We start from the raw sequence: 23249 nt of genomic DNA, 5'->3' as shown, positions 1-23249 counted from the left end.
TTGCGTACTGTACAGGGATATGATAAAGTTAAAGGAAGGAGGGAATCTGAATGGTTTTTGAATTAGAAAATGATTCCTTGCAAGATGAGTCCTGCTTGACCGTTACAAGTAACAGAAAAAGCCATCATTCCGATAAAGTGAAGAAAAATCTCATTATCCGCTTAAATCGGATTGAAGGACAAATCCGCGGAATTAAAGGGTTAATTGAAAGAGATACGTATTGCGACGATGTGATTACACAAATTTCAGCAACTCAATCAGCTTTAAACAGCGTGGCAAAAATTCTTCTGGAAGGCCATTTAAAAAACTGCGTTTTGGAAAGAATTCAAGAAGGTGACATGGAAGTTTTAGATGAAGTCCTTGTCACGATTCAAAAGTTATTGAAAAAATAAGATGAAGTGACTCTTAATCAAATTAAAGCAACAAAACCTGTTTTAATTGTAAAAAATTTAATTTTATCGACAAACAAAATATTGAGATTAATTGGTGGAGCCTGTCAACAAGGGATAGCTATGTCTATTGTTGACAGGCTCCTTTTGTATTTTTTAGTTTTAGAAATAAAGAAAGGCGGTTTTTAGATGTTCATACTTCAATTAGCGATTATTTTATTTGCATCCAAAATTGCCGGGGACGTAAGCGTAAGATTAGGGCAGCCTTCCGTTCTTGGGAAACTTCTGATTGGAATAATACTCGGACCTTCTGTTTTAGGATTAGTGACGAATACAGATACACTAGCACAGTTTAGTCAAATTGGTGTGATATTGCTTATGTTTATTGCGGGATTAGAAACGGATATTGATGAGTTTAAACGAACTGGAAAAGCTTCCGCCTTTGTTGGTGTTGGCGGGATAATTGTTCCGCTTGTTTCAGGATTTTTGTCCGGAATGATACTAAATCTTACACCTGTCCAATCTTGGTTTTTGGGTTTATTGCTTTCAGCTACCAGTGTAAGCATCTCTGTTCAAGCACTTAAAGAGATGAATCTTTTAAAATCTCGTGAAGGGGCAGCCATTTTGGGAGCAGCCGTTATTGATGATATATTAGTTATTATTGCATTGGCGTTTTTAATGAGTCTTGCCGGCGAAGATGTCAATTTAGGCACGGTTGTATTAAAGAAATTGTTTTTTTTCGCGGGAGCTATCCTTATTGGATGGAAATTAGTTCCTTGGTTTTTGAAAAAGTTTGCATCGATAAAAGTTACGGAAACTGTCATTTCGTCAGCTTTAATTATCTGTTTTGTTTATGCGTTCTTTGCAGAATACACAGGTGTTGCCGCGATTATCGGAGCTTATATAGCAGGAGTTGCGATAAGTTTAACTGATTTCAAACAAGAAGTGTTCGAAAAAATTGAAACCATTAGTTATTCCATTTTTGTTCCTGTATTCTTTACATTTATTGGGATTACTGCTCAGTTTTCTGGTATTGCTGAAAAATTAGGGCTTATCGTTTTATTAAGTATATTAGCTGTTCTAACTAAGTTAATCGGTGCATCAATAGGTGCAAAAGCAGCTGGATTCTCATGGAATAGCTCATTCGGGATAGGGGCGGCAATGGTGTCCCGTGGTGAAGTAGCATTAATTATCGCCGCCATTGGTTTAGAAACGAAGCTATTGAGTCAAGATATGTTTACAGTAATTGTTGCCGTGATACTCGTGACAACTATTGTCACTCCGCCTATGATGAAGTGGATTTTTAACCGGAAAATGCAAACAGGGTTTGGAAGGAGGTAGTTGTAAGAAAAACCGGGTATCCGAAAACCCGGTCTCTTTTAATGTAATAGAATGGAAGCTTAGAAATGTGGGTTGACGGCTCATAAATGAAAATAAAGGCTGATAAATCAGAATGACGGCTCATAAATTGAAATAAAGGCTCATATATCAAAATGACAGCTCATAAATCGAAATAAAGACTCATAAATGAAAATAAAAGCTCATAACTTTCCCTTGATTATAATTCGTAGAGAGTAAACATCTCATTTTTTACTAAAAAAAGCTCCTTTTACGTTAAAATTCCTATAAAAAATGAAGTTTAGAGTGTAAAACTTTGTAAAAAACTTCGTTTTGACACAACAAAGACAAAACGAATTACGAAAAAACCGAAAAGCGATAGAATAATTTGGAAGGATTCAGCTTTATCCCTTGAAAATGCGAAAAACTCCTTGTTGAGTGATCAAATTTTTCCTACCATTCAAAAAAAGAGGTTGCCGAATGAATCGCCAACCTCTTTTATCATTTATATCATCGTTTTTTCTTTTCGGTTTCCAGTAATGAAAGAGAGTGTTGCCAAGATCAATAATATGAAAAGGCAAACGGTAGTACCGATAATATTTTCTTTATTGAAAAGAAAAGAGATGAAGAAAATCAATAAAGAAAAGATGGCAAATATCGTTGTGTATGGGAACCATTTTAGCTGAAAGAATGGTTTCTCTTCATAACGGGAACGTAGCTTTAGTTGAGCGAAACAAATACTCATCCATATTAACATCACTGTAAAACCAGGAATGGACATAAGATAACTAATGACTTGATCAGGAGTCATATACGCTAAGTAAACACCAATCATAAGGCAGATTCCGGTAATCATAATGCCTTTTATCGGTACTCCTTGCTTCGAAATCTTTAATAATCTTTTCGGTGCATCACCGCTTTGAGCCATGGCATAAAGTGTTCTGGAAGTAGCATACATACCGGAGTTTGCAGCCGATAATACAGCTGTTAAAAGGACAAAATTCATGACATGAGCTGCACCGGGAAGTCCTGTTATGCTGAACACTTGAACGAACGGACTATCTTCGCCCGAAACTTTATTCCATGGCATTAAGCCGCAAATAATAAGAATAGGAAGGATATAAAAAAGGATCACTCTCCATACGACACCTTTTATTACTTTCGGTAATACACGTTTGGCATCTTTAGTTTCTGTAACGGCTACACCAATCAATTCTGCTCCGCCATATGAAAACATAACGACTAATAAGGCACCCAAAATTCCTCCCATTCCATGAGGAAAGAACCCGCCGTTTGCAGTGTAATTGGCCAAAGGATCACCAATAGAACTCGGGATGAATCCTAATAAAATAAAAAATCCTAAAATAATAAAAGCGATTAATGCCAATATTTTGATTCCTGCAAACCAAAACTCAAGCTCACCATAGTACTTCACTTGAAACAAATTAATCCCCACGATCACAACTGCACAAAGGAAACTTAAAAGCCATAATGGGGCAGATGGAAACCAAAATTTCAAGAAACTACCTGCTGCTAATATTTCAACAATGGTCACAATAATCCAGTTTATCCAATAAAGCCATCCTACGATAAAGGATACGCGAAACCCGAAAGCTTTATGGATCAGATGTTGAACGTTCAAGTTTGGATAAACAATTGCCATCTCAGCCAACGCGGCCATGACGATAAATAATAACAGTCCGCCTAAAAGATAGGCAAAAACGACACTCGGACCCGCTATATTAAGAGTATCTGAACTTCCTTTAAAAATTCCCGTTCCAATCATGCCACCTAAAGCAATTAACTGGACGTGCCTCGGTAATAAACCTTTCTTTAACTCTTGCTGACTTTTTTCCATGTTGCTCCTGCCTTCCTGTCAAAATTTATGTATAAAAAATTTCGAATATAAGTTAAAAATCCCTACTGGAAATCCAGCAGGGACGAAATCGATCGCGGGTATGACCAGGGTGTTTGCTAGATATTTCATGCTTCTACGTTATAACAGCTTTTTTCCGTCTTTGCCGTCTTTTCTTCAAAAACTTTTTACAGTAAGAATATGATTCAAACTTGCTTATACGTTTATATAAAAACAAATTTTGCTTTATCCCTTTAAAGCTTTATATCAAACAAGTGACAATACTTATTCTAGTGTTTTTTCTTAACGATTGTCAATTGCTTTTATTATATGGAAATAAAAACATGTGATTTGTGTTATAAACCTATTTATCGAAATTTTCTAAATAATACTTTGTTAATTTACCAATTTACTAAACTAAAGTATTATTTTAAGATAACATTATAAAGAGATTATCTTCACAATCTTTTATTGAGTGAAGAAAGAAAGGTGAGTTTTGAATTGAGTAACAAAAAGTGGGGATTATGGATCCTGACAACATTTGTCATAGGAAACATGATAGGTGGCGGAATTTTCATGCTGCCGGCTAATTTAGCACAAGTCTCAAGCCCTATTGGCTCGACTCTCGCATGGGGAGTGACCGGGTTAGGCGTGTTTATGATCGCTCTTGTATTCGGGAATTTAGCTTTGAGACGACCGGATTTAAAGGCAGGACCTCAGAGCTACGCTCAAGCAATGTTTTCTTTGCCAAAAGCAGGGAAAATTGCCGGATATAGTATGGCTTGGGGATACTGGGCTGCCAATTGGGCTGCAACTGCTTCCGTTTTTATTACATTTGCCGGATATTTATCTACTTTCTTTCCTATTATGCAGAGTGTGAAACCGTTGTTCTCGATCGGTTCATTTCAGTTAGAGCTAGGTAAAACGATCACAGTCCTTGTTTGCACGATTATGCTTTGGGGGATACAATTTATTCTCTCTCATAACTTTGATAGTGCGGGAAAAATGAATCTTTTAGCGACGGTCACAAAAATACTTGGATTTGCTTTATTTATTGTTTTGACCATTTTTGTATTTGATGCAGCGAATCTTGGAAACGGGAAAGAATTTGTCGATTCAACCGGGGATCAAGTTTCATTAGGCGGCCAAATCAATGCAGCTGCGATTGCGACTCTTTGGGCATTTATTGGCATCGAATCGGCTGTGATGCTGTCCAACCGTGCAAAATCTCAAAGCGATGTAAGAAAAGCAACCATCATCGGGTTAGTCATCTCCATTCTTATTTATGTTGGAATCACTTTATTAACAATGGGAGCATTAACGCAAGATCAGCTTAGAGAGTCGCAAAAACCTTTAGTGGATGCATTAGAAGCGGCAATTGGAGGTAGCGGTGCTGCCATTATGGCATTACTTGCCCTTATTTCTCTTTTCGGATCAACCGTGGGATGGATTGTTGTAAGTTCGGAAGTACCATACCAGGCAGCCAAGGTACAATTATTTCCGGCACTTTTCGCGAAAACGAACGAAAAAGGAAGTCCTGTCAATTCCTTGACACTAACAAATATCATGACTCAGCTCTTCCTTTTTTCAACGGTATCCCAAACAATTGCAGAAGCCTATAATTTCGCCATTGTCGTTGCTACACTAGCCTACTTAATTCCTTATCTTGTTTCTGCCATCTATCAATTAAAACTAGTCATTACAGGAGAAACATACGATAAAATAAAAGGTTCAAGAATAATGGACGGAGTGATGACAATCCTTGCATTATTTTACTCTCTATGGGTCATTAAAACAGGAACCGGTGACATGAAAACCTTTTTATTAGGGATCGGTTTGTTTATTTTCGGTTTATTGCTATATCCACTCATCATGAAAAACACACCGAAAGTAAGTGAAAAAAAGAAAGCAGCTTAAAAAGAGCTTGAGCCAAAGTTCATCAAACTTTAGCTCTTTGCTTTTTTCAAAGTGTTTTCGTTCTTCACTGATTAATGCTTATTCCATGAGGTCGATCACAAATTTTCATCAAGAGAAATCAATATTTGTTTAAAAAATTTCTACCAGATGAACGCCAATCCGATGATCGCTCCTAAGGCAATTCCAAAAACAAAGCCGGCGCCAAAGCCAAAGCCCCAAGGCATACCGTAACCCCCATAGTTTCGGGGTCTGCCAAACGGACGAAGAAACACTCGGTTTGGAGAAACACGCTCAATAATTCCCCGATGAACACGTCCGTCACGCGTTCTAATTTGCACAGCTCTTCCAATGCCGCGATTACACATATGGTAATAACGTTGAACAGACATTTATCCATACACCTCTCATATACTTGTCAAATTTCTAGCCATTAATAGGTTATGTCCAAACGTTGATGGATGAATAGTTGATGTCACAAGGCGAATGTGGAAAAGCATCCTACCTTTGTAAATGGTACGACTGAGCATTTATGGATGGGTTTCATCATCGGGTGTGCTACTATAGTTAGGAATAATGAATAAATGAGGTGTTGACATGAAAATTGAAGTTTGGTCTGATTTTGTATGTCCGTTTTGTTATATTGGGAAGCGTCGGTTAGAACAGGCGTTGGCTCAAGTTCCGTATAAAGATCAAGTAGAGATTGAATATAAAAGCTTTGAGCTTGATCCGAATGCACCAAAGGATAGTGAAAAGAACATTCACGAATTACTTGCATCGAAATATGGGATGAGTGTTGAACAAGCCAAACAATCGAATGATGGTATCAGACAGCATGCAGCCAGTGTCGGGTTGACATATCACTTTGATACAATGAAGCCGACGAATACATTTGATGCCCACCGGTTGGCTAAATTTGCGAAGACCAAAGGAAAAGAAGCCGAAATCACCGAAAAACTGCTTTATGCGTACTTCACAGAATCTAAGCATATAGGTGATCATGGAACTCTGGCTGATATCGCAGAATCAGTTGGATTAGATCGACAAGAAGCATTAAATGTCCTTCAAGATAAGAATGCTTATGCAAATGACGTACGCATTGACGAAGCAATCGCGCAGCAATATGGCATTCGCGGGGTACCTTATTTTGTCATCAATCAAAAATATGCGATCTCCGGTGCCCAGCCAACTGAAACGTTTGTGAATGCAATTAATAAAGTATGGCAAGAGGAATCCTCTGCACCAAAGTTCCAGGATCTTTCAACAGACAGTGCAGAAGATGCCAGCTGCGTTGATGGAAATTGTGCGATTCCGGGTAGACAGGAGTAGGATTTACGTAATGTAAAGTGACGAGCGTTGCAAAGGAAAACGTGGAAACATTCAATTGATGTGAGAGTGTCCCGAAAGTATAACTTTTGGGGCACTTTTTTGGTTTACTTCAGTAAAAAATGATATAGCTAATTGTGACGAATTAAATTTTTACAAAAGACTAAATTATTCTATAATTTAAGTAAAACGTTCCCAGCTTTAATTATTCGAGAGAGACCAAAAAACTAGGTGTAAAGGGAGATTTGAATGTCTAAACCTATTATTATTGATTGTGATCCCGGGATTGATGATGCTTTGGCCATTCTTCTTGCATTCGCTTCTGAGGAACTGGACGTGAAACTTATTACAACTTGTGCAGGGAATCAAACGATAGAGAAGATTACAAGTAACGCCTTAAAGTTAGTAAGTTTTATCGGCGAGGAACAAATTGAAGTCGCAAAAGGGGCAGACAAGCCTTTACTGCGAGATTTGGTCATTGCACCTGAAGCACACGGCGAGTCAGGGTTTGGGGAAGTAGAATTGGGAGAGCCTATCTGTTCAGTAAGCAAACGTTCGGCATTGGAAGCGATGAGAGATGTGATTTTCACTTCCGATCAAAAAGTGACTATCGTCGCAATTGGACCACTCACCAATGTTGCTCTTTTAGTAAAATCGTATCCGGAGGTCGTTCACAAGATCGAACAACTGTCAATCATGGGAGGGGCTTGTTTTGGAGGAAATTGTACGCCTGTAGCAGAATTCAATATATATGTAGATCCGGAAGCCGCTCAGATTGTTTTTAACTCAGGAATTCCAATTACCATGTTCGGGCTGGACGTCACCCATCAAGTTCCGATGTTTAAGGAGGAAATTGAACGAATTCGCCATATTGGCAATCAAACAGGTAAGATCGTTGCGGGCATGTTGGACTTTTATTTTCGAGACGATCGTGTTGACGCCATTCATGATCCTTGTGCAGTAGCCTATCTTATTGATCCATCGTTATTTACGGTCATGCCTTGCAACGTTGAAGTGGAAACAAAAGGCGAATTTACGAGAGGACAAACTGTAGTAGACAAACAAAATATAACAGGTAAGCAAAAAAATGCGAATGTAGCGTTTGAAGTGGACCGAGAAAGACTGGTAGGGATGATTTATAAGGCGATCAAAAAATTGAAATAAGTAATGTTAAAAAGCTCCTTTACCTATTATCCAAACGGTTGATGATATATAACAGGAGTAATATGGAGAAGAGTGTTTCCTCATTCGGATCATGTGGAGTGCAGTTCACTGCTTGTTAGGAAAGATAAATAAAGGATGTAATAATGAGTTCAGATCCTATCGAATCATCGGTAGGATTTTTTTGTTTAGAATGAATCGTGATGAACCTATCTTAAATGACGCAATTTTAGTTGAGGATTTTTTCGACAATGTCTCGAAAGTTTTTCATTGTACTCTTTCGCCTTATTGATTATATGATCATCCTGTTTCCGTTTTGAATGGTTTTACGAACCCAATAAAAATAGGTATTTGAATCAGTAACAATACCCAATGATCGTTCATATTTTGTTGAGGAAAGTATTCGAAATAGTAATGGATCCACCTATTTCACAGTTGTTTTTGTGATGATGCTCGTTCTGCTCCCACTTTGATGTTGCTCGCCCCTTGTTAAATTATCTTAGGAGGTTATGAAAATGTATGATTTCCAAAACGAACTCCAAACATTGAATATTGGAGATTTCCAGGCGAACGAGGCAGTTCCTTTTGACCCAAACCAGTACTATGTTGATCAGACTAGACAATTCGGTGGTTTTGGTGGTTTTGGTCGTTGTTTTAGTTGTTTTAGATGCTTTAGCTGTTTTAACTGTTTTAACTGTTTTAATTGTTTCCGTTGCTCTAATTGCTTTAATTGCTCACGTTGCTCTAATTGCTCCAATTGCTCTCGTTGCTCTCGTTGCGGCGGCGGTCGTTGCGGCGGTTAATAGTTCTAGTTTCCTAACGGAAACCGTGGTTGCCTAAGGAGAAGAAACCGCCCCTGCATAAGTTGTTGCAGGGGCTCTTCTCTCTAAGATTAAACATAAAGGACAAATTGCAGTACATAAGATTATAGTGGTGATCATGCAGATTTGAGAACAGCAACGGCTAAGGAGGAGCGAAATGACAAATTTGAACCCTTCTATGCGTCTGAAAGTGAAAAGGGACACGTTTTTTCTCCCTGATCCAAACAGCGGTGTGTATTTTCGGAACAACTTATGTTCGTTCCGTATGGAAGGCAGTACGATCGATCAGTGGGTTGAAAAGCTGATACCGATGTTCAACGGGGAGTACACGTTGGGGAAATTGACAGAAGGATTGCCGGGTCCATACCGGGACAGGGTGTATGAAATTGCAGAAGTGCTGTATCGAAATGGGTTTGTTAGAGATGTAAGCCAAGACCGTCCGCATCAATTGTCGGATCAAGTTCTTAAAAAATATGCTTCTCAAATTGAATTTGTGGACAGTTTTGTCGGTTCAGGGGCGTACGGTTTTCAAGCCTATCGCCAATCCAAAGTGTTGGCAGTTGGCTCCGGTCCTTTTTTTGTTTCGCTGGTTTCTTCGTTGATTGAATCCGGATTGCCAAAGTTTCAAGTGCTAATCACAGACTCGGTACCGACCAATCGACGGAGGTTGATGGAACTCGTGGCACATGCCCGTAAAACAGACCCTGAAGTAGCGGTAGAGGAGGTTACACTAAAGACGGAGGGGGAAAGTTCTTGGCGGGAAATTGTGAAACCGTTTGATTCGATTTTGTATGTGTCCGAAGAGGGCGATGTAGAGAAACTGCGGCTTCTTCATAAAGTTTGCAGGGAAGAGAAGAAGGTGTTTCTCCCCGCTATATGCCTGCAACAGGTGGGTCTGGCGGGTCCGTTAGTACATCCGGACTCTGATGGGTGCTGGGATTCTACGTGGTGCCGCATCCACCAATCTGTATTATGCAGAGACCAGCAATTACCCGCCTTCTCTTCCACAGCCGGAGCGATGTTGGCTAATGTGATCGTGTTTGAATTGTTTAAAAAGGTAACAGGAGTAACCGAAGTGGAACAAAAGAATCAATTCTTTCTGCTTGATCTCGATACGTTGGAAGGAAACTGGCATTCGTTCCTGCCTCATCCACTGGTGACCGGACGAACATCAGCTAAATGGGTTGAAGATTTTGATATGCGGCTCGAACAAGGCTTGAGCCAAGGCGAGCCGAGTGAATTGCTTCTTTTCTTCAACCAGTTGACATCAGAGGAATCAGGGATTTTCCATATTTGGGATGAGGGAGATTTAACCCAGCTGCCGTTAGCTCAGTGCCGCGTTCAGGCAGTCGACCCGTTGTCGGAGGGACCGGCTGAGCTGCTGCCGGACATTGTTTGTACAGCTCTGACACATGTGGAGGCACGAAGGGAAGCGGGTCTGGCCGGGATTGAAGCGTATGTGTCACGAATGGCCGGTTTGCTCGTTACGACTCTGCCTCCTCATAAAGAAGTAGAGAAAAGGATGGTAAAACCTCAGGAATTTGTTGGGATTGGAACAGGAGAAACGTTTTCGGAAAGTGTTTGCCGCGGGTTGCAAAAGTGTTTGGACGAGGAGCTGAAAAAGCAACAGGTCAATCAGAAGAATGTTGTTGCTCGGGTACAGCTGGGTACGGTAGAAGATGAACGCTGCCGATTTTATTTGCAGGCACTGACCACGATGCAGGGAGCACCGATAATCGGCTTGGGAGAAGAAGTCTCCGGTTTCCCTGTGGTATGGGTCGGTACGAGGGAAGGCTGGTATGGCAGTGCAGGTTTGAATATCACAATGGCGTTACGGAAAGCGTTGCAACAGGCGCTTATGAAGGCACAAAACCAGGCGGCTAACCTCACGACGCAAGCATTGGAGGCACCGTCCGTGCTTCTGGAAGAAAAAGTTCCGCAAAACTTTGTAATCCCTGCGTGTGAAGAAACGACACAATCCGAGGTTTTACAGTCTGCTATGCAGATCTTGGAACGGAACGGGAAGCGGCTCTTGGTCTTCGAACTAGAGCTGGAACCATTTTTAAAAGAGAAACTGGCAGGGGTGTTTGGTGTTTTGTTGCGAGAGGAGGAATCCAGGTGATTGCTGTCGTGGCGGTTGTTGGAGAAGGGGTATTGGCGGACTACGTGTACGGAGAACTGTCCAGCCAATACAAGGTAATTCGTCAAACCGATTTTGAGGCAGGAATACCGGAAACGGCTGATTTGGCTCTGGTGCTGCACGATGCCTGGAATCCATCTGTTCATAAAAAAGCGGAAGAGGTGTTGCGGCCAACCGGCACCCCTTGGCTGCGAGGTTTCGTTTCATTTGGCGAGGGTGTGGTCGGGCCGCTCGTTCGCCCTGGTACACCGGGATGCTCCCAGTGTGCAGACCTGCGACATCTCATGGCAGGACGCGACCGTAAAGAAACGTGGGAGATACAGCAGAGACTGGAGGCGCGCGAAGGAATGCCGAGTGACGCATGGGCATCGCGCACGGGACTTTTGCAGTTGGCTCACCTGCTCGGGGCAGAGGCACAGAGGGTCTTGCAAGGTGATCAGGCTTATTCGGAAGGACGGGTATATTTAATCAACTTGAAAACACTAAAGAGTTCATGGCATTCCTTTCTTCCCGACCCGTTGTGTCCGGTCTGCGGTGGATTACCCGACGATTCACCGGCGGCGGCCCGAATTTCGCTGCAGCCAAGTCCGAAGATCAGCACCGACAGTTACCGCTGCCGTTCGATGGATGATTTGAGCAAAGTTCTGGTCAAAGACTATCTGGACCAACGGACCGGCTTTTTGAATGGTAAAATGTATGACCTCGTGCCGCCATTTGCCGATGTAAGTGTCAATCTCCCTTTGTTCACGGGGGATGAGGGAGCAGCAGGCCGGACACATTCATACGCAGCAAGTGAGTTGACTGCCATTTTGGAGGGGTTGGAGCGGTACTGCGGTTTGGAGCCCCGCGGCAAACGGACAGTGGTTTATGACAGTTACCGCAATCTGGAAGATCAAGCGCTCAATCCTGTCAAGGTAGGCGTGCACGCTAAGGAACAGTATGTGAGGCCCGGTTTTCCATTTAAACCGTTTAATCCTGATCGCCCAATTCATTGGGTTTGGGGCTATTCGTTTTTGCAAGAGCGTTCGATTCTGGTTCCGGAGCTTCTTGCCTATTACAGTTTGGGCTGCGGACACCAGGGATTTGTCTATGAAACGTCCAACGGATGCGCGTTAGGAGGAAGTTTGGAGGAGGCCATTTTTTACGGTATTTTGGAAGTGGTAGAGCGTGATTCGTTCCTGATGACTTGGTATGCGCAGCTGACTCTCCCGCGGCTTGACCCTTATTCGGCCAACGACCAAGAGCTGCAGCTGATGATCGACCGTGTTCGGGCGGTGGCGGGATATGATCTGTATTTGTTTAACTCGACGATGGAGCACGGAATTCCAAGCGTTTGGGCGATGGCGAAAAACAGGAAGGAAAAGGGATTGAATATTATTTGTGCGGCCGGAGCTCATCCGGACCCGGTTCGGGCGGTGAAAAGTGCGGTTCACGAGTTGGCTGCCATGATGCTGACGCTTGACGAGAAATTTGAAGCGAACCGGGAGGAATATTTGCGAATGCTTCAAGATTCTTCCCTGGTACAGAACATGGATGATCATGGCATGCTGTACGGTTTGCCGGAAGCGGAAGAGCGCCTGCAGTTTTTGCTGGATGATCATCGTCCGTTGCGAACGTTTGACGAGGAATTCAAGTGGAAGACGAGGCATGCAGACCTGACCGATGATCTGAAAGACATTCTTCAGGTGTTTCGTCGATTGAACCTCGATGTGATTGTGGTGGACCAGACGACACCGGAAACGAAACGAAACGGACTGTATTGCGTGAAAGTGCTGATTCCGGGGATGTTGCCGATGACATTCGGACATCACCTTACCCGCATAACAGGGCTGGAGAGGGTGCTGAAGGTACCAATGGAACTCGGGTATGTGAAACAACCGTTGACACTTGAACAACTCAATCCACATCCGCATCCGTTTCCATAATCGGTGACAAGGAGGCAGGAGGATGAATCTAGAGGAATTTCTGCACAATCTACATTTTGACATTGACAAGGTAAGCCCGCCGGACTGGGAAGTGGATTGGGAAGATGCACCGCTTGCGTATAAGCTCTACCGTGGTTTGCCTGTAGTTCCATTGTCTCCGGAAGTACCGCTGACACTTGAAGAACAAGAAGCACCCGTAATGCCTGACCTTTGTGAAATCGGTCATTTTCTCTGGTATGTATTCGGACTTACTCAATTTTCCCAGTCAGTTTTAACCTTGGATTCCACAGAACAAGCGGCAAACCTAATGCAGTCATATCGGCGGTTTGCTCCTTCCGGTGGAGCGCTGTATCCAAACGAATTGTATGTGTATCTGAAGATCGAGGATTTGCCTGCCGGGGTGTACCATTATGATGTGGCACACCACCGCTTAGTATTGTTGCGAGAAGGCAATTTTGATTCATATATAGCCCGGGCTCTCGGCAACCGCTGTGACGTGTCCGCTTGTTTCGGTACTGTTTTTGTATCGACAATGTTTTGGAAAAATTTTTTTAAATACAATAACTTTGCCTACCGTCTGCAAGGGCTGGATGCCGGTGTATTGATTGGACAGTTGCTGGAAGTGGCGAAACGGTTTGGCTTTGCATCGGGGGTGTACTTCCAATTTCTTGATCGGGCCGTCAACCATCTGCTTGGGCTATCCGAACAGGAGGAGAGCGTGTATGCGGTTATCCCGCTATCGGTGGAACCAACAAGCTGGTTTTCAAACGGGAGTGACATAGACGGGATTGCCTCTGCCGCCGAATTGTGCCGAGAGTTGCCGGCGGTTCAGCATAATCACTACGTCCGGTCACGGAGGGTCAAAGAGTATCCGATGTTAACAAAGATGAATAAAGCGTCTATGCTCGAATCAACGCGATCGTTTTGTCAGTTCAGGGCGAAGGAGAGTAAGAATTGTGAGGGTGAAGCGGTAGCTCTGCCTCACGTGGAGCGGTTGTCGTATGATCTGGCGTCGGCCTGCCGTAAGCGATATTCACCGGACATGGATTTCGTTTTGGGAAAGGTAAGTCAACTGCAACTGGCCACTTTGCTGCAGGAGGCGACGGCTTCCTTCTCGTACCGAAATGATTTGGATGGACCACATAAAAACGAGACACGTGTCTCAATATATGGCTGTTTGTATAATGTTGAAGGCATTCCGGATGGTGCTTATCATTATGACAGCACTGCACATGCGTTACGGCAGGTACATCCCGGAGATCATCGGCTCAGGCTGCAATACGGAATGTCTCTGGATAATGTAAATTTGATCCAAGTCCCCCTCTGCCTCCATGTGGCAGGTGACAAGGATTACTTTAAAACCGAACTTGGGTACAGAGGATACCGTATTCAACAAATGGAAGCAGGAATGCTCGTGCAACGATTACTGTTAGCGGCGTCAGCCATCGGGATGGGGGGGCACCCACTCCTCGGGTTTGATGCGAACTTGTGTGATGAAATTTACAAGATGGATCCACTAGGAAAAACCAGCCTAATTCAAATCCCGATCGGTCCCTATCGACCTCGCCCTTGGTTGAGGGGGGGGTTGCATAGTTAGGCATAATAGGTTCACAGATTGCTATAACCTGTATTAAACAACCCCAGAATCAAGTATTATAGAATGTACATTCTTAAAAATCTAAAGCCTCAATTCCTTTTAAGGAGTTGAGGTTGTTTTTATTTTGCACGCCCAGCTAGTTGCAGGGTGCTTGTTGGTGCAAGTCCAACCCGAGTAAGTGCCAAGTGATCGATCTTCTTATTTTTTATTGTTAAACTTTTATTGGAAGCGTATACAAAAAATCTCTTGTTTTTCAACAACAATAATGCTAATATATTTCCAAGAACAAAAATCTAAACGTTTACATAAAATTTTAAGAGATTTTTAAAATAAATTCCTATTAATATGTTTTTTTTATCTAAGAATCTAAACGTTTACATTTTAGGGGTTTTAAAAATGGAATATAAACCAAATATTCAGGATGTTGCAAAGCTTGCCAATGTCTCTATTGCAACAGTCTCTAGGGTGATTAATAACCAGGGTGGTGTTCGTAAAGAAACCGAGGAGAGGATACTAAAGGCTATTAATGAACTTGGCTATATCCGCAATGCTGCAGCTAGAACAATGAAGCGAAAAGAAACCAATACAATCGGCGTAATTGTTCCAGATATTAAAAACCCTTTCTTTCCGCTCGTGATGGCTGGCATTGAACAGAAAGCCCGTGAGAAACAATACTTCACAATCTTAAGTAGTACAAATGAGTCACCCATAGTAGAAAAAGAGATTGTGAAGAATTTTATTGAGCGCGGTGTGGATGGCGTAATTATTACAACTGCCAATGAAAATGGTGACCATCTAAAGCTACTTCAGGAGCAGGGGATTCCGATTGTAGCGGTTGACCGCAGCATCAAAAGTTTTGAAGTAGACACTGTTCTGGTCGATAACGTGAAGGGGGCATACCAGGCGGTTCAGCATCTGATTCTTCAGGGCCATGAGAAAATTGCGATCATTTGCGGACCACAAACTACGACGCCTGGGAGGGACAGGTTCTTGGGCTATAAGAAGGCACTTGAGAACTATAATATTCCTTTGGATGAGCGCTATGTGATTCAAGGGGACTTCGGGGAGCAAAGTGGTTATCTGGCAACTCAGAAACTTTTTGCTCTGGATGATAAGCCGACTGCTATATTTTCTTCAAACAACTTGATGACAATCGGCTGTGTGAAAGCACTGGAGGAGTTGAACTGGAAGCTTGGTAGTGAGGTATCGTTTATTGGCTTTGATGATGTAGATATAGCGACATTCTTAAATCCTAAGCTTAGTGTTGTCTCAAGACCAATGTATGCGCTTGGGGAAATTGCGTTTCAGCTATTGCACGAGCGAATTTGTTTTAAAGAAAATCTCCCAAAGAGGAAATATTTATTGTCTCCTGAACTGAAAATCAGGCAGTCTTGCCGGTTAGTGAAGACTTTATTCTAAATGGTTTGTATGAAAAGCGATGTTCTCAATTTAATGATGAAAAAGGGGCATTAGTGGACATTATCCAACTAGGTGCCCACTAATTCTTCAAAAATTGAGAGCGCTTTTATTTAATAAATCACAATTAAGAATGTGGAGGTATCCAAATGAACACAGCAAAAATGATTGATCACACACTGTTAAAGGCAGAGGCTACACAAGAACAGATTATTAAACTTTGTGCAGAGGCAAAGGAATACGGATTTGCTTCTGTATGTGTAAACCCGGTATGGGTGAAAACAGCAACAGAGGAACTTAAAGGGAGTGATGTAAAGGTTTGTACAGTTATTGGGTTTCCATTAGGAGCCAATACTCCTGAAACAAAAGCGTTTGAGGTAAATAATGCAATTGAGAATGGCGCCACGGAAGTTGACATGGTCATCAACATTGGGGCATTGAAAGATAAAAATGATGAACTGGTAGAGCGAGATATTCGTGCAGTTGTAAATGCAGCAAAAGGAAAAGCCTTAGTGAAGGTCATAATAGAGGCATGTTTATTAACAGATGAAGAGAAAGTTCGCGCATGTGAATTAGCTGTAAAAGCAGGAGCTGACTTTGTTAAAACATCAACTGGCTTTTCAACACACGGGGCAACCGTCGAAGATGTCGCATTAATGAGAAAAACAGTAGGACCAGACATTGGAGTAAAAGCTTCAGGGGGTGTTCGTGATCTTAAAGGTTTAAAAGCGATGGTTGAAGCAGGTGCGAACCGCATTGGTGCAAGCTCTGGCGTGAAGATCATGAACGGTGATGTGGCTGAGAGTGGATACTAATATCATAGGTTAAGAGTTTTAGAAAATTTATAGACACAGAGGGATGTTACTAATGAAAAACAAAAACATAATTCAACTTCCAGATGGGTATTTGAATCGTACACCTATTTTTCAATTTATCCTGTTGTCAATGCTGTTCCCGTTATGGGCGGTAGCGGCCAGCTTAAACGATATTCTAATCACACAGTTCAAGCATGTGTTTGAATTAAGTGATTTTGCAAGCGCTTTCGTACAGAGTGCATTTTATGGCGGCTATTTTCTAGTAGCGATACCTGCTTCCATGGTAATTAAGAAAACGAATTATAAGTTCGCCATTATTACGGGATTGCTTTTCTATATTGCAGGCTGCTCGTTATTTTACCCGGCTTCACATATGGCTACATACACAATGTTTTTATTTGCGATTTTTTCCATTGCGATTGGCTTAGGTTTTCTTGAAACTGCTGCGAACACATACAGTTCAATGATTGGCCCGCGCAAGTATGCGACCCTTCGCTTAAATATCAGCCAGACATTTTATCCTATTGGAGCGATTTCAGGGATTTTGCTAGGGAAATATCTTGTGTTCCAGGAAGGAGCAAGCCTTGAGGCGCAGATGGCAAATATGTCTCCGGCAGAGGCGCATGCTTTCGGGCTAAAGATGCTGCAGCATACTCTTGAGCCATATAAGTATATTATTTTCGTACTTGTGTGTGTACTGATCATGTTTGTTCTTACCAAATTCCCGTCTTGTAAACCGGTTGTCGAAAGTACTAAGGCTTCAGAGAAATCACCTGGCATTGTACAGACACTGAAATATTTAGGTGGCAATAGACGCTTTCGCAAAGGGATTGTTGCCCAATTTTTATACGTAGGAATGCAAGTAACTGTTTGGTCATTTACGATTCGTCTTGCGCTCGACCTTAACCCTGACATCAATGAGCGTACGGCTTCAAACTTCATGGTATTTAGCTTTATCGCCTTTTTTGTAGGTAAGTTTATTGCGAATTTCTTAATGGCTCGCTTCTCGCCTTCTAAGGTATTAATTAGCTATTCTATCATCGGTTCAGCCCTTCTTGCTTATGTTGCATTCGTGCCGAACATGACAGCGGTATACGCGGCAATCGTTGTAAGCGTGCTGTTTGGACCGTGCTGGCCGACGATTTATGCGGAAACACTTGACGTTGTAAAAGATAAGAAATACACAGAGCTGGCCGGAGCAATTCTAGTTATGTCCATTGTCGGCGGAGCTGTTGTACCTGCAGTACAAGGATTTGTATCTGATTTATTCGGTTCTATGCAAATCGCATTCCTAGTACCAATGATATGCTTTATATATGTAGGCTTCTATTTCTTCGGTCAATGAAGAAACAGAAAACTGCGGAAAATTCTGCAGCAGAATCATTGAAATTAGTTCAGTAAGAAAACTTGATCTTACAAGGGCAGTCGATAATCTGGCTGCCCGGTTGTTTGAAATAGGAAAGGGATGGAAAGTATGACAGGGACGATAGAACTGCAACGGGAGTTTTTTAAAGAAAACAGCAAAGTGATTTTTAGAAACGATGAATTCACCGCAAGTTTATTTCGTTATCCATCAGGTATTGAAGCGATTGAGCTGACAAATTCACGGGGAAGAATGGTTGTTCTTCCTTATATGGGCCAGATTATTTGGGATTTGGAATTTGACGGTGTGGATCTTAAAATGAAGAACATGTTCACTCAGCCAAAAAAGGCGGATGGGATTATAGATACATATGGATGCTTTGCTTTCCATTCGGGTTTGATCCGAAATGGCTGCCCGGGACCTGACGACGACCATGAATTGCACGGTGAAATGCCATGTGCCGAGATGGACCAGGTTTGGCTTGAAATAACTGATGAGGGGATTAAAGTATGTGGTAAGACAGAGTATGTAAAAGGATTCGGACACCATTACCTTGCTCGTCCTAGTGTTGAAATGTTTAACGGGGAAGCGTTCATTGAAATCAACATGAATGTGAAAAATCTTTCAGGCACAGAGATGCCGCTTCAGTATATGTGCCACACAAACTATGCTTATCTTGAAAATGCAGTAATGAAGCAGAACATTCCAGACAGTGCTTTTACGCTTAGGGAATCGGTTCCAAATCATGTGAAGCCGACTGAAAAGTGGCTGGAATATAATAAGAAGCTGCTTAGTGGCGAGGAAACACTCACAGTATTAAACCAGCCGGATATGTATGATCCGGAGATTGTGTTTTTTGCAGATGAGCTGGATCGTTATCAGGAAGAAGCTGAGTTTGAAATGGTTTCACCGGATGGAGTTACTTTCTTCACCAGATTTTCAACAGCAGAATTGAATTATGCAACAAGATGGATATTATATAATAGCGACCAGCAGGTAGGGGCGTTTGTGCTGCCTGCGACATGCAGGCCTGAAGGGTTTAATGCTGCCAAAAAGTCAGGAACATTAATTAAGCTCGGTGCAGGGGAAGAAAGATCATTCACGGTTGTAACTGGAAAGAAATAAGGAGGAAAAGACATGGATATAGCAGTAATCGGTTCCAACATGGTGGATCTCATTTCATATATTGATAAAATGCCAAAAGAAGGGGAAACACTTGAGGCGCCAGACTTCAAAATCGGCTGCGGCGGCAAAGGTGCAAACCAGGCAGTGGCAGCTGCTAAATTGGGTTCAAAGGTGATGATGGTAACGAAGGTTGGAGATGACATCTTTGCAGATAACACAATTAAAAACCTGAAAAGCTACGGAATTGACACAGAGTTTACAAGTAAAGTTCCTGGAACCCCAAGCGGTGTTGCTCCGATTTTTGTAGACCCAGAATCAAGAAACCGTATCCTGATTATTAAGGGAGCGAATCAGCACCTTCTGCCTGAGGATGTTGATCGATCAGCAGAGAAGCTTAAAAAGTGTTCACTCATTGTTCTGCAGTTGGAAATCCCGCTCCAGACGGTTTATCATGCGATTGAGTTTGGCAACAAACATGGCATTCCTGTTATTTTGAATCCTGCGCCTGCATCAAAGGACTTAGATTTTAAATATGTTTGCAAAAGTGACTTTTTTATTCCTAATGAAAGTGAACTGGAGATTTTAACAGGTATGCCAGTTGAGAATGAAAAGCAAATCCGAGAGGCAGCATCGACTTTGATTGAAAAAGGCTTGAAAAACGTAATTGTTACAATGGGCAGCCGCGGAGTGATGTGGGTAACGAAGGAGAAAACCCACACTGTTGAATCACATAAAGTTGCGGCTATCGATACAACGGGAGCCGGTGATGCATTCATTGGGTGCTTCGCTCATTTCTTTGTGCAAAATGGCGATGTGCTGAATGCAATTAAAATGGCCACAGCTTTTGCAGCATTAAGTGTTACAAAGCGAGGCACTCAGACCTCCTATCCAAGTGTGGAGGAATTAGAGCAGTTTTTGAAGTTGCGGGTTTAACTAACTTTAGAGAAAATAAGGATAGAGCATTGTCCGAGGACCGCTTCGGCCAATGCTTTTTATTTTGATTTATTCAAGAATTTTTGAACGGTGTTTGTCATAGAGTATTCATTCTGGTTCTGGTGCAAAAATCTTGAACATCTTGCAATTAATCTCCAAAAATTGGATATACTGTAATATTACTTTCAAAAAGGTGCGTAATCAGTATGGAAAAGCGACATTTATTAAAGTGGAAGTATTATACCATTGATTTTTATCTAAGTGAATCAAGAGTTTTCTTCCTGTCTGAAATAATTGATTTCAGCCACTGCTAACATCTCCTTAAATACCTCCCGTTGAAAACTTGTCCAAATAGGAGGGTATGAATTATGGGATTGTTGGCAAGTGGTTTTTTGAATTCGTACAAGCCCTAAGGCCTGCACAATTAATTGCCAAATACTACTTTTTTAGATTCCACAAACATTTTACTTTTTTCGAGTTTAGTATAAGAAACCAATTTTTGTTTTTATTACTATATTTCTAAAATAGAATTATCGATATAATTTTACTAGATATAACACGAGATTAATCTAGTATTTACTATAATGGAACTTTGACAGAGAAAAGAATGAAAGTATATACAATCAAGAAAATGAAGTGTTGTATCATTATTCAATTGATAACGCTTTTTTCCGATTTCTGGGTATCAAAGAAAAGCAATTTGATTATTAACATGCAGCAGGAGGCAAGGTGGAATCAGTGGTCAGCAAAGAACACATTTTGAAAATAATAGACAACGAGATTTCTAAATTGATTCTGTCTTACGAAAAGCAGATCTATGAACTGACAGTAGAAAAGGATCAGCTGCATCATCAGGTGATGGAGCTGGAATTGGAGAATCAAATACTCCGCGAAAAAATGGCGTCAACACGAAAAAAAGAAACAAACGTCGAAATAAGGAAATTCATAGAAAAATTAAGCGGCGGTCTTACATATGACATCATTGATGAATGGTGCCTGTCAACGTCGGCAGATGATGCTATTTTTTTGCTGACTGCCTGCAAGAAGCTTATTGAAAATATGGATAATGAAAAAGTTCATTATATTCTTGATTTACTCGGGCATAATCCGAATCCTTTATTACATGAAGATGAGGAAGTACGAAAGCTCTTCACGGAAATAATCAATCTGGCATTGGCTAGTGATTCAAAAAATTATGAAGCAGAGTTTGATAGTGTATACAGTTTGTTTTTAAACCTGCTGATGACTCTATCAAATACAAAATTAAAGGATTGGATTGTTGGACATTTAAAGCATTTTTACACAGACATTTTAGACAATGTCTTATATTTGAATAATCCCAAAATAATAAATGTATTGTTGAGACTGTTTTTAATATACGGAATGGAGGATGAACTTCGCGAAGCTTTACAGCAAATTGTAGAGGTTGAATGGGAGTTTTTAGACAGCTCCATCAATGAGGAAGAATTTGTTTTCATTTTATGGTATGCCTTCCTTTACAATTTCGATCAGCAGTTGATTGACACGGCGAAGGAAAGTTTGCAGTGGTTTAAAGAAAGTTGTAAGGGGTTGGCTTTATATTTTTGTTTATATGAGAGTGTAAACTTACAACGTTATCCAGATAGTAATACATACAGACAGTGTATTCAAAAATTGAAATCAACAGAAATTCTCACCGAGTTGGAGAAGTCAAAAGTACTACAAAAGGTTGAATCAGTGTTAAAGCCTTTATCGGCAAGGCCTGCTCCGCCTATCATTTATGAGAAAGTAATTGTCATCGATCCTTCATATCTGGATGATTTTATACACCGATATCAATTAAAAAGAACAAAAGTGACTTTGCCGTTGTATAAACAGAAAAATGACAACCTGATTAGCCGCCTGATTGAAACAGAGGCTCATGTAACCCCGGACGGAAATAAAGCATATTTGACGACAGAAGAATTGGATGTAATCCTTCAAGCCAATACGCCTTTAGTTTTAAAAATGAAGAAAGATGAAGGTATTTTACCTGGTGATAAACTGATTTTAGATAAAACTGTTTCATTTCCGTGGCCTGACACTGAATTGAAGGAAAACCAATCCAATCAGGAAACAAAGACACTTAAAGAGCTTAGCGATTTAAAAAAGATGGGCTATCAAATTACCGGATTAAACCGGCAAAAAAGATGGGATATTTTGAGAAAAGCAGTGCCTCAATTAGGGCTTAAGAAGGTTGCCTATACAATTGCATACAATGTTAAGCTTAGAAAAGGCCAAAAAGATGGACTGAAAAAGTATTCATATGCGATATCCGAATGGGAACATGATTTATCAAGGCTAAAAAAGGAATATTACAAAAAGGATTTCACGTGGCCGAATACGTAGATTGCAGAGATTGAATAGATCTATAGACGTCTTACTTGAGGCGATTACTTAATATTTATCTATTTTAATATTACTTCAATCCTCGTTTACTTACATGATGAAGGGAACTGGGCAGTCAGATTTTTGCTTTTATGATAAACCCAAAAAAAAAGCGGCTACCACATAAGCAGCCGCTTTTTTTCTAAAATCTTACTTTATGAAACTATGTAAATAATTTTGCATTGGTTTTTCAAAAACCTCAACATCTTCTATAATTTCTATTGCTGAAAAAGCTGTAAAATGTCTTGTTGAGCAAGGACCTATTCCACCGGTTACATCTATGAAAAACTGTGCTGAATGAATTGTTAGTTGGTCATTTTGGTACTTTAACAAATATCCAATATTACTATCATCACCTAACTTGATATTATTTGTAAAGACAAAATCAGCCGGTGCTCCGTCATCAAAATAGTCTTCCTCTTCAACCTCATCTATTGTTTGGTATACGTTTCCGTCTATACATGCAACGTCCGGATAATCTACACCGCAATTACTAAAGGAAGCAAAAAGGTATTTGCCGTTTAGTAATTCTTGATAAAAATGATCAACACTACTATTTTCATATTCCTCAAAACAAACATCAAAATCAAATTCCTCAATATTTTCTACTGCAAATACAGGAACATTTAAAAAGTTTTTCTCATAATTAGATGTTTCTTCTAAAAATTTATTCAGATCAAATTGTTCGTAAGCGTCAAATAATCCCCACCTACAGTAGATGGGGA

Annotated in this window: 17 protein-coding genes and 1 pseudogene; 16 read left to right on the top strand and 2 right to left on the bottom strand. The window is 41.0% G+C overall.

The window, feature by feature from the left end; all coding sequences use genetic code 11:
• The first annotated feature begins 50 nt into the window (after positions 1 to 50).
• Complete coding sequence (locus PB1_RS11590; protein ID WP_004436739.1) at positions 51 to 392, top strand: metal-sensitive transcriptional regulator; 342 nt, start codon at positions 51 to 53, stop codon at positions 390 to 392.
• 186 nt (positions 393 to 578) lie between these two features.
• A complete protein-coding gene (locus tag PB1_RS11580; protein WP_004436734.1) occupies positions 579 to 1730 on the top strand; it encodes a cation:proton antiporter in 1152 nt (383 codons plus the stop codon).
• Positions 1731 to 2232: 502 nt separating this feature from the next.
• Here PB1_RS11580 and PB1_RS11575 read toward each other — a convergent pair.
• A complete protein-coding gene (locus tag PB1_RS11575; protein WP_004436733.1) occupies positions 2233 to 3585 on the bottom strand; it encodes an amino acid permease in 1353 nt (450 codons plus the stop codon).
• 498 nt (positions 3586 to 4083) lie between these two features.
• Between PB1_RS11575 and PB1_RS11570 the strand changes: the two genes are divergently transcribed.
• Complete coding sequence (locus tag PB1_RS11570; RefSeq protein WP_004436731.1) at positions 4084 to 5499, top strand: amino acid permease; 1416 nt, start codon at positions 4084 to 4086, stop codon at positions 5497 to 5499.
• 140 nt (positions 5500 to 5639) lie between these two features.
• Here the strand turns inward: PB1_RS11570 and PB1_RS11565 are convergent, their stop codons facing one another.
• Positions 5640 to 5888, bottom strand: a complete 249-nt coding sequence (locus PB1_RS11565; RefSeq protein ID WP_004436729.1) for a hypothetical protein — start codon at positions 5886 to 5888, stop codon at positions 5640 to 5642.
• A 205-nt stretch (positions 5889 to 6093) separates the two neighbouring features.
• Between PB1_RS11565 and PB1_RS11560 the strand changes: the two genes are divergently transcribed.
• From PB1_RS11560 to PB1_RS11505, 13 genes and pseudogenes are all read left to right on the top strand, one after another.
• Positions 6094 to 6825: a DsbA family oxidoreductase gene (locus tag PB1_RS11560; RefSeq protein WP_004436727.1), complete on the top strand. Its 732-nt coding sequence runs from the start codon at positions 6094 to 6096 to the stop codon at positions 6823 to 6825.
• Positions 6826 to 7071: 246 nt separating this feature from the next.
• Entirely contained in the window at positions 7072 to 7986 is a 915-nt protein-coding gene (locus PB1_RS11555) for a nucleoside hydrolase (RefSeq protein WP_004436725.1), read from the top strand.
• A gap of 506 nt (positions 7987 to 8492) precedes the next feature.
• Positions 8493 to 8684 (top strand): annotated as a pseudogene (locus PB1_RS17075) (heterocycloanthracin/sonorensin family bacteriocin); the annotation flags it as partial.
• Entirely contained in the window at positions 8620 to 8823 is a 204-nt protein-coding gene (locus PB1_RS18605) for a hypothetical protein (protein ID WP_004436724.1), read from the top strand. The pseudogene PB1_RS17075 and the gene PB1_RS18605, both read left to right, overlap by 65 nt.
• Before the next feature lie 138 nt (positions 8824 to 8961).
• Positions 8962 to 10926, top strand: coding sequence for a putative thiazole-containing bacteriocin maturation protein (locus PB1_RS11545; RefSeq protein ID WP_004436722.1), 1965 nt, complete (start codon positions 8962 to 8964; stop codon positions 10924 to 10926).
• Positions 10923 to 12869 carry a TOMM precursor leader peptide-binding protein gene (locus tag PB1_RS11540; RefSeq protein ID WP_004436721.1) on the top strand — a complete coding sequence of 649 codons (1947 nt, stop codon included), beginning with the start codon at positions 10923 to 10925 and terminating at the stop codon, positions 12867 to 12869. Before PB1_RS11545 ends, PB1_RS11540 begins: the two co-directional genes overlap by 4 nt.
• Before the next feature lie 22 nt (positions 12870 to 12891).
• Entirely contained in the window at positions 12892 to 14466 is a 1575-nt protein-coding gene (locus tag PB1_RS11535) for a SagB family peptide dehydrogenase (RefSeq protein WP_004436719.1), read from the top strand.
• Between the two features lie 396 nt (positions 14467 to 14862).
• Positions 14863 to 15885 (top strand): LacI family DNA-binding transcriptional regulator, encoded by a 1023-nt coding sequence (locus PB1_RS11530; protein WP_004436715.1) that lies wholly within the window; start codon positions 14863 to 14865, stop codon positions 15883 to 15885.
• 140 nt (positions 15886 to 16025) lie between these two features.
• Entirely contained in the window at positions 16026 to 16697 is a 672-nt protein-coding gene (deoC, locus tag PB1_RS11525) for a deoxyribose-phosphate aldolase (protein ID WP_155816431.1), read from the top strand.
• A gap of 52 nt (positions 16698 to 16749) precedes the next feature.
• Positions 16750 to 18042: an L-fucose:H+ symporter permease gene (gene fucP / locus PB1_RS11520; RefSeq protein WP_004436711.1), complete on the top strand. Its 1293-nt coding sequence runs from the start codon at positions 16750 to 16752 to the stop codon at positions 18040 to 18042.
• 129 nt (positions 18043 to 18171) lie between these two features.
• On the top strand, positions 18172 to 19185 hold the full coding sequence (locus PB1_RS11515; RefSeq protein ID WP_004436709.1) for an aldose 1-epimerase family protein: 1014 nt from the start codon (positions 18172 to 18174) through the stop codon (positions 19183 to 19185).
• Between the two features lie 12 nt (positions 19186 to 19197).
• Complete coding sequence (rbsK, locus tag PB1_RS11510; RefSeq protein WP_004436708.1) at positions 19198 to 20118, top strand: ribokinase; 921 nt, start codon at positions 19198 to 19200, stop codon at positions 20116 to 20118.
• A gap of 729 nt (positions 20119 to 20847) precedes the next feature.
• Positions 20848 to 22485 (top strand): hypothetical protein, encoded by a 1638-nt coding sequence (locus PB1_RS11505; protein WP_034645299.1) that lies wholly within the window; start codon positions 20848 to 20850, stop codon positions 22483 to 22485.
• The last annotated feature ends 764 nt before the right edge of the window (positions 22486 to 23249 follow it).

Origin of the sequence: Bacillus methanolicus PB1 (assembly GCF_000262755.1) — a bacterium.
GTDB lineage: Bacteria > Bacillota > Bacilli > Bacillales > Cytobacillaceae > Bacillus_Z > Bacillus_Z methanolicus.
The sequence above is the reverse complement of the archived record's forward strand: the minus strand, read 5'-3'. Positions and strand labels throughout refer to the sequence as shown.